Source organism: Metabacillus rhizolycopersici, from assembly GCF_020075705.1.
In genome coordinates this window covers 1-8,295 of sequence record NZ_JAIQUM010000131.1, presented here as the reverse complement: position 1 = coordinate 8,295, position 8,295 = coordinate 1, and the positions used below count along the sequence as shown (strand labels likewise).

Annotated in this window: 8 protein-coding genes; 7 read left to right on the top strand and 1 reads right to left on the bottom strand. The window is 36.1% G+C overall.

Going from position 1 to position 8,295, the window contains the following annotated elements; all coding sequences use genetic code 11:
• The 4 genes from K9V48_RS26345 to K9V48_RS26330 all read left to right on the top strand — a co-directional run.
• On the top strand, window positions 1–238 hold a 238-nt coding region (locus K9V48_RS26345; RefSeq protein WP_224142052.1), incomplete at its 5' end, for a hypothetical protein.
• 449 nt (window positions 239–687) lie between these two features.
• A complete protein-coding gene (locus K9V48_RS26340; protein ID WP_224142051.1) occupies window positions 688–987 on the top strand; it encodes a hypothetical protein in 300 nt (99 codons plus the stop codon).
• Window positions 988–1,250: 263 nt separating this feature from the next.
• On the top strand, window positions 1,251–1,961 hold the full coding sequence (locus tag K9V48_RS26335) for a pirin family protein (protein WP_224142054.1): 711 nt from the start codon (window positions 1,251–1,253) through the stop codon (window positions 1,959–1,961).
• Between the two features lies 1 nt (window position 1,962).
• Window positions 1,963–2,238, top strand: coding sequence for a hypothetical protein (locus K9V48_RS26330; protein ID WP_111615338.1), 276 nt, complete (start codon window positions 1,963–1,965; stop codon window positions 2,236–2,238).
• A gap of 292 nt (window positions 2,239–2,530) precedes the next feature.
• On the opposite strand, the gene K9V48_RS26325 is transcribed toward K9V48_RS26330, so the two are convergent.
• Window positions 2,531–3,391 (bottom strand): hypothetical protein, encoded by an 861-nt coding sequence (locus K9V48_RS26325; protein WP_224142050.1) that lies wholly within the window; start codon window positions 3,389–3,391, stop codon window positions 2,531–2,533.
• A gap of 351 nt (window positions 3,392–3,742) precedes the next feature.
• Between K9V48_RS26325 and K9V48_RS26320 the strand changes: the two genes are divergently transcribed.
• From K9V48_RS26320 to K9V48_RS26310, 3 genes are read left to right on the top strand one after another with little or no spacing between them, the layout of a single operon-like run.
• Window positions 3,743–4,483 (top strand): PadR family transcriptional regulator, encoded by a 741-nt coding sequence (locus K9V48_RS26320; protein ID WP_224142049.1) that lies wholly within the window; start codon window positions 3,743–3,745, stop codon window positions 4,481–4,483.
• Window positions 4,484–4,494: 11 nt separating this feature from the next.
• A complete protein-coding gene (locus tag K9V48_RS26315) occupies window positions 4,495–6,237 on the top strand; it encodes an ABC transporter ATP-binding protein (protein ID WP_224142048.1) in 1,743 nt (580 codons plus the stop codon).
• Window positions 6,238–6,250: 13 nt separating this feature from the next.
• Window positions 6,251–8,053, top strand: coding sequence for an ABC transporter ATP-binding protein (locus K9V48_RS26310; protein WP_438803926.1), 1,803 nt, complete (start codon window positions 6,251–6,253; stop codon window positions 8,051–8,053).
• The last annotated feature ends 242 nt before the right edge of the window (window positions 8,054–8,295 follow it).

The following is an 8,295-nucleotide window of genomic DNA, read 5'->3' as shown; positions in this document are numbered from 1 at the left end:
AGGGTTGGGTTTTGAAGAAAAAATACCGAAAGAATTGTTGTCAGTCCTTTTTGCAAAGGAAGCAAAAAAGGGACAACCTCTTTCGGACTTATTCAAACACTGGAAAGTAGTAAAGAAATGGCATGATGACCTACTAAAAAAGATGAAAAAAATAAAAATGAATGGAAAACATTGCTTTTTACAAGATTTTATTGTTTCCGATATCTCGTTTAATAGCGAAATAAAGTTTCCATTTTAACTCTATGGAATCAAAACCTTTAAGCTTGTTTTTCTGCACAGACACTTCGGTGTGAAAATTCCGATAGAAGGATTGCTGTGTGGGGGTTCAGGCAGTTCTGGTAACTCCAGCCCCTTGGTGTGCTCTTCGGAGACCGAAAGACTTGGGTGGCTTTAGCAACTAGACCCTCACCAGCGAAGGGTCGGGCAAAACCTTGTTTTGTTCCCTACTTCATAAAACCTACGATTTGTTATGGTTTTATATAACATGTTATGGTTTTGAAGGAGCTGGTTACTATGTCAATCAAAAGCTAAGTAAATTTCAATTAAGTTTGTATCGAGATCTCTGAAATGTTCAAAAATCAAATAGGTTAATTTATACCCAATTCTTTATGTAGATGATTTGTATCTTCTATATTAAATTACTAATAGTGGTTACGTTGCAAGGAATTAAAAGAGGAGGAATGAATCATGCTTAGGCTTATCTTAGAATTATTTCGCATCATTGCTATTATCTTTATTCTTGGCAGTTTGCTAGGAGCATTAGTTAATGTGTTCTATGCTAGTATAGAAATCAATTTAGATAATACTACAGGTGGTTGGTTTGTTGGAGTAGCAATTTTACTTTTACTTTTTGTATTGTATAGAAATCGTCTTCAATTTTCAGGGTTTTATAAGGGAAAAGGAAAGGAGAAACTATCAAAGAAAATTAGTGTTTCCTTGATTTGTTTTTCAATCGTAATGATCGTAGTAGCACCATTTTTTCGTTAAAAGTCAATATTTTACCATACTAAATTTGGCTATGTCCGCTATTAAAATAGTAGAATTAAATTTGCATAAAAAAATTGACAGTTACTTTTAGTAGGTTTAAAATTACTTTGAATACAAGATATTTGCATTCGAGAAAAAAGTATTTATCTCCATCTATACTTGTTTTTGTATACAAATATCTCAATCTAAAGATATTTTGTGTCAATATATAATCCGGATTTTAATAAAATTCCCTGACATTTAGGAAGTACGAGGTGAAAGAAATGATTCAAATTAATCGAGCAGCATCACGTTATTCAGCAAAAAATGATTGGCTAGAAAGCAATTTTAGTTTTTCCTTCGGAGAGTACTATGATGAATCAAATATTCGTTTTGGAGCTCTGCGCGTCTTAAATGATGACACAATTCAACCAGGAAAAGGGTTTGGACTTCATCCTCATCGAGAAATGGAAATTGTCTCAATTGTATTAAAGGGTACACTTAAGCATGAAGATAGTTTAAAGAACAGTGGTAATCTTCAATATGGTAGCATTCAGCGTATGAGTGCAGGAACTGGAATCCTTCATTCAGAATTTAATCCATCTGATAATGAAGAGGCAAGTATCTTGCAACTGTGGTTTTTTCCTGACGAAAGTAAATTAACGCCGTCATATGAGGACGTCACCTTTGATCTAGATAAGTTAAAAAATAATCTCTTGCCAGTAGTATCACCATCCCCTTCTGAACAAGTAGCAAAAATTCATACTGATTTAACGATTTATTTATCAAAACTAGACAAAGGAAAGGAACTGGTTTTCCGTCAAGAAAAGGGTAGAAAGATCTATGTCTTTACAATTGAGGGAGAACTAGGATTAAACCAAGAATCTACATTAGGACGTCGCGATGATGCCCGTATTACCGATACAGAGGAATTAACGATTACTTCAAATCAAGATAGTTTCTTTATGCTAATTGATTTACCAGGTGGTGAGTAAGATGTTAATGATTAGACATGCGATTGGGAGTCGCCTTTTATATCAAACAGATCAATTTGCTATTGAGCAAAAGAATAATAATTGGAAAATTTCACTGCCTGTTAAAAAGGATGAAGTCCAAGAGGTACTAAAGTTGAAAGAAGAATTGAATCTTTTTGAAGTGAAAGAAAACGAGAAAGCATGGTATTACTCTTCAGATGCACGAATTGAATTCAATAATGGTGAAAACCATTTGATTATTTTAGCAGATCATAAAACAGTTTATCCAGTTAGCTAATGAACTTTGATAGATGACAGCATGATCATAATGACTAACTGGTGAATTCTACAAGTCTTACTATAGACATGTTTGGCTTAATATTCCGCCAGTGAAAAAATCCATCCGAGACTCTCACGGATGGATTTTTTTCACTCAAATGTTTGGGGTAAAATGAAAAAAAGTTACACATGTTAGATTAGTACTAGCAATGGGAGAAATTAATTTTTGTCTTCTTCTTATTTCTTTGAATTAGATGTAGCTAGATGTCTATGAAAACAAAAGATATTTGAAGCAATTAACTTGAAATCGATTACTGCAAATTATGGGATTTTATGAACCAAATTAGTGCAATAAAATACCCGAGAATTGGCGAAATACCATATCCCATTAAAGGGACTGGAAAATGTCCAAAAAGTGGTGTGAGTAAAGTTGCTATAAAATAGACAGCAAGTCCAATTGATAAGGATCTGTATTTTAGCGGTGAGAAAAATAAAAATGGGCTTGGTAAGATCACAAGTGAAATCAATCCGCTAATAAACCAAGAGCTCCCTAAGTTATTTGCTAATGTAAGAATATCCTCTACATGAGGGACTGGAGCGAGTGAATCCAAAAATATCCACGGAATAATCATAATAGGTAACATAAGCATAAGAAAACTCAAGCGAAGAAAATGTCCTTTAGCCATGGAACCAAGAACAACCAGTATTGCTAGAGTAAAAGCTGTTGTTTGCGCTGCATCGGGCTGGAAACTAAGTGTAATAGAGATTCCAACTGCTGTGATCGATGCTAACCACCAATGATTATTTCTTGCAAGCTTCCATATGGAAATCAATAAAAATGGTAGCAAAATACTTGAGATATGTAACTTTACCGGCCCTATATTTATCCAACGATGAACTCCATCAATACCTGAATTTGCGAAAGGGATCAATAAAATAATGAATGCAAGATAAAGCCATCTCCTCACAAAATGATCTCTGACCCCTTTTTTAACCAAAAATCCTAAACAAACAAGCCAACCTGTAAGTACGCAAACTATATTTTGTATCCAAATCGTTATCGGAACTCCATGAAAATGCATGACAAAAGCCCCCAAAACAATCGCTGGTACCGGAGTTAATAAAAGGAATAGTAATTTTAAGTAATTGGTTTTTGTATGAATGTTTTGCATAGTCTACTTCTCCATTTTACATAGTTAAACAAACCTCATTATACTATACAAATTTGAAAAAAAGCAGTAAAACTAACACGAAAAGGCTAGGCCATTATTTTGATGCATTAACTTCGATAAGTCGTTCGCTTTTGGAGTAACCGTAGTAATAAAATAATAATAAAAGAAGACTGCTAAATTAGTTAAAACAAACAATAGGGGAGTCTTTTTTGTAGTTTCACTATGAGAGTGGATGTCTGATAGGCAAAATATTTAGATGTGTCGAAAAAAATAATCGATATAATAATTGTCATTTATATATATATCGATTAAAATAAATCGTAATAAATAAAATGCTTTCGGAGGTGTAGTATGTCGTCATTAAAAAATCAAGACACCCTGACAATCCTTACATATTTAAGTCGAAAGAACCTAAAGGAACAGGAATTATTACAAATTCTTGGTGAAGAAAATCAAGCGAGTAAACTAGTAATTGAGCAATTACTGAAGGAGGAAATCATTCAATTAAACAACGAGGGGGCTTATTTCATAACAGGAAAAGGCTTGAAAAGCGCTCGTCATCTTTTCGAAAAACCTCCACACCTTAGAGGGAAAATGAAATCGAAATCCACTAAGCGCAGAGGTTTCATCCAATTAGCAATCCTACAACTTTTAAAGGAAGAGCCGAGGCATGGCTATCAAGTGATGAAGCTATTAGAAGAAAGAAGTGATGGTTTTTATCTTCCAAGTGCCGGTACGATTTACCCTGCTTTACAGGATTTACATGATAAAGAGCTAATCTCTGTTGATGAGCAAGCGGATAAAAAGGTTTATTCGTTAAATTCAAATGGCTTGGAGTTTTTATCAGAGATGATTCATGATGGGGACGATATCTTTTGGGAGCAGTGGCGTCTCCGCTTGATGTGGAAGCAATCAAAGGAAGCGGTATTAGTGCGGGAAGAAATGGAGAAATACCATTTAGAGTTTCTCTATGCAATGAGGAGTATCATGCATGATCCATCACTTGCAGGTGAAGTAGTTTCAATTATAAAAAATGGGCGTGAACAGTTGATTAACTGGTCAGAGCAGCAAGAAAGAAAACGAGATAAGTAGGAGTTGGATGAATGAATTCTGTCAGAAAGTTGTTGACATACACAAAGCCTTATAAGCTTTTTGTTATACTTGCCCCATTATTAATGGCATTAGAGGTTACAATGGATCTCGCGCAGCCGCTTATTATGCAAAAAATGATTGATCATGGAATTGCGAATGATGACATGGCATATGTCATACAAATGGGTACTCTGATGATTGTTTCAGCGATTTTTGGCTTACTCGGTGGTGCTGGGTGTACTGTGTATAGTACGCGTGCAGCGGTGAATTTCGCAACAGATATTAGACGAGATGTTTTTAAAAAGGTTGAACATTTCTCAAGTAAAAACCGCGATTCGATTGGTAGTGGGAAATTAATTACGATTGTATTAAGCGATTTGACATTAGTTCAAACAGCCTTAATGATGACACTTCGTGTGTTGGTAAGAGGACCGCTACTATTTATTGGAAGTATCATCCTTGTCTATTTCCAGGCACGGGAGCTTTTTCCGATTCTTCTTGTCTTAATCCCCATCTTGTTATTTTTCATTATCTTTCTTTCAAGAAAAGCAGGTACATGGTTTAAACGAGTACAGGAAGGTATGGATCGCCTTAATACAAAGCTACAGGAAAACATAGCTGGGATTAGAGTTGTAAAGGCGTTTGTGCGAAAGGATTATGAAATTGGTCTTTTTAAAAAGGTGAATGATTCGTTAACGAAAACGACAATGACGGCAGACCAAATCATTACAATTCTAATGCCAATATTAATGTTTGTGATTAATATCGGGATTGTGATTGCGCTATTGCTTGGAGCGATACGGGTAGATGAAGGTACGCTTCAAGTTGGAGTGATTCTAGCATTTATCAACTATTTGAATATCATTTTGATGGCGTTAATGACGAGCAGTATGGTTCTAATGCAAATCATTAGAGCGTTCCCTTCCGCTGAAAGGATTCAGCAAGTGTTAGAAACGGAAAATGAGATTGAAAGATATGTAGTTTCAGAGCAAGTTTCTTCTATTAAAGGTGAAGTAGAATTTAAAGATGTTTCATTTTCTTATAGTAAAAATGGTGAACATGTTCTAAAGAATATCTCATTCACCGCCGCTAAAGGAGCGACGATTGGTATTATTGGCCCGACTGGCAGTGGAAAATCGACGTTAGTAAAGCTATTACCAAGAATGTATGATGTTGATCATGGCGACATTCTTGTTGACGGTGTCAGCATGAGGAACATTAAGCTAGAAACCCTTCGTTCATCAATTGGTTATGTTATGCAAAAGCCAATGTTGTTTTCTGGTCGTATTAAGACGAATCTTAGGTTTGGTAAAGCAACAGCGACAGATGAAGAGCTTGAGGCAGCATCTAGAAATGCGTGTGCAACCGAGTTTATTGAGAAGTTTGCGGATAAATTCGATCGTCAATTAACTCAAGGTGCGACAAACCTCTCAGGTGGTCAAAAGCAACGTTTATCACTTGCAAGAGCCTTTGTCAGAAAACCAGCGATTCTTATATTAGATGATGCAACATCTGCAGTCGATGCTAGTTCGGAAGCGACAATTCTACAAGCATTGGAATCTGATTTTCATGAGACAACGACGTTTGTGGTTGCCTCGAAAATTTCATCAATTATCAACGCAGATAAAATTGTCGTCATGGACGATGGTGCACTTGTTGGCATGGGGACACATCATGAATTGCTCGAAAGTTGTCCACTCTATCAAGAAATTTATACGACACAAGCGCAGATAGGAGGGGTAGCTGTTGAGTAATCAAATTAATAGTATGGCAAGAATACAACAATCAACAGGTGGTGCAGGGCCAAAAGGAAGAATCCAAGCACCAAGTGCAAAATCAAAAAATCCAAAAGGCACTCTGTTTAGGATTTGGAATTATATGGAGAGGCAGAAAGTGGGTTTGTTGTTATCAACACTATTTGTCATCCTTTCCTCCTTGTTAAGCTTGGCAGGCCCATATTATATTGGGGTGATTATTGACCATTACATTATTCCAAAAGATGTATCTGGAACAATAAGAATGGGAGCAATGCTTCTTGGAATTTATGCTGCAGCATCACTCTTTACTTGGCTGCAGGCCTACATGATGGTTAATATAGCCGTGAAAACAATTGGTACTCTTCGCGAGGATTTATTTACAAAGCTACAGACGCTCTCATTAAAATTTTTTGATCGACACAAGCATGGCGACTTAATGAGTCGTTTCACGAATGATATAGATAACTTAAATCAAGCATTGAGCCAAAGTGTCATTCAAATTATATCGACTCTGTTAACCGTTACAGGAGTTACGATTGCCATGTTTTCATTAAACTGGGTCTTAGCAATCGTAGCCTTAATCACCATTCCATTAATGCTGTTTATTACCAGGAAAATTGTAGGGATAAGTCGGAAAAACTTTTCAAAGCGACAAAAGGACTTAGGGGAATTAAATGGATTTATTGAGGAATCAATTAGTGGTGGCGAAGTGATCACATTGTTTGGGAAGGAAAAGGAGACATTTACTCAATTTGATGCTATTAATGAACGGTTGAGACAGTCGGCCATGCGTGCGGATATGTTCTCTGGCTTTCTTGGACCAACAAACAACTTTATAAGTAGCTTAGGCTTGGCGCTTGTCACTGGTGTGGGAGCCGTTATGACGTTAAAAGGAATGACAACCATTGGGGTACTAGCCTCATTCGTGACATATTCAAGGCAATTTTCAAGACCAATCAATCAAATCTCAAACTTATTAAATGCTCTCCAAGCTGCAATTGCAGGAGCAGAAAGAGTTTTTGAAACAATGGATGAAGTACCTGATTTAAAAGATAAAAAAGAGGCTGTTGCCGTAAACAAGCTTCAAGGTGATATTACGTTTCATGATGTAGATTTTAGCTATGATGATGAAAAGAAGACTTTAAAGCACATTAATTTTACAGCAAAAGCTGGCGAGATGATTGCTTTAGTTGGACCAACAGGATCCGGTAAAACAACGATCATAAACTTGCTTCTTCGCTTTTACGATATCAATTCAGGTGAAATAATAATCGATGGAATGAATAGTAAGGATTATCGAATAAGGGACTTACGAAAAAGCATTGGGATTGTCCTCCAGGATCCCTATTTATTTTCAGGGACCATTATGGAAAATATCCGCTATGGAAGACTTGAAGCGACAGATGAAGAGGTCATTCAAGCAGCAAAAACAGCATCAGCACATGGCTTTATTAAACATTTACCGAATCAATATCAGACGGTGATTTCCGCTGGTGGAGATAATATCAGCCAAGGACAAAAGCAATTGTTATCAATCGCAAGGGCAATCCTCGCAGATGCTGATATTTTAATATTAGATGAGGCTACATCTAATATTGATACAAGAACAGAGCTTGAAATTCAAAAGGGTCTGCAAAATTTAACGGCAGGGAAAACGAGCTTTGTCATCGCCCACAGATTAAAGACAATCGAACGAGCTGATCGGATTTTAGTCATTAAAGATGGTGAACTGATTGAGCAAGGAAATCATCGTGACCTATTGAATCAACGCGGATTTTACTATGGGCTTTACTCGAATCCATTTAATATATAGGTTTTTAGATGGGAAAGTAAGAGAATACTCATTATGTTTCTAAGTTGTAATGGATTTACTTGCCGAACACGATGATTTTAAAGAAAGAATAATAAAAAACCACCTGCCAATCAATGAGGCCACTGAAAAAGTCCATTATTAAATTAGGCAGTTGAAAGTTCGATTATATCGAACTTTCAACTGCCTTTTTACTCTATAATGGTTTTATTAACTGTATGTAGGTGATATCCAAATGATTTCAA

Excerpts from the sequence above, each read along its gene's own strand:
- K9V48_RS26330 (WP_111615338.1), top strand. The coding sequence starts at position 1,963 with ATGTTAATGATTAGACATGCGATTGGGAGTCGCCTTTTATATCAAACA.
- K9V48_RS26335 (WP_224142054.1), top strand. The coding sequence starts at position 1,251 with ATGATTCAAATTAATCGAGCAGCATCACGTTATTCAGCAAAAAATGAT.
- K9V48_RS26325 (WP_224142050.1), bottom strand. The coding sequence starts at position 3,391 with ATGCAAAACATTCATACAAAAACCAATTACTTAAAATTACTATTCCTT.
- K9V48_RS26320 (WP_224142049.1), top strand. The coding sequence starts at position 3,743 with ATGTCGTCATTAAAAAATCAAGACACCCTGACAATCCTTACATATTTA.
- K9V48_RS26340 (WP_224142051.1), top strand. The coding sequence starts at position 688 with ATGCTTAGGCTTATCTTAGAATTATTTCGCATCATTGCTATTATCTTT.
- K9V48_RS26315 (WP_224142048.1), top strand. The coding sequence starts at position 4,495 with ATGAATTCTGTCAGAAAGTTGTTGACATACACAAAGCCTTATAAGCTT.
- K9V48_RS26310 (WP_438803926.1), top strand. The coding sequence starts at position 6,251 with ATGGCAAGAATACAACAATCAACAGGTGGTGCAGGGCCAAAAGGAAGA.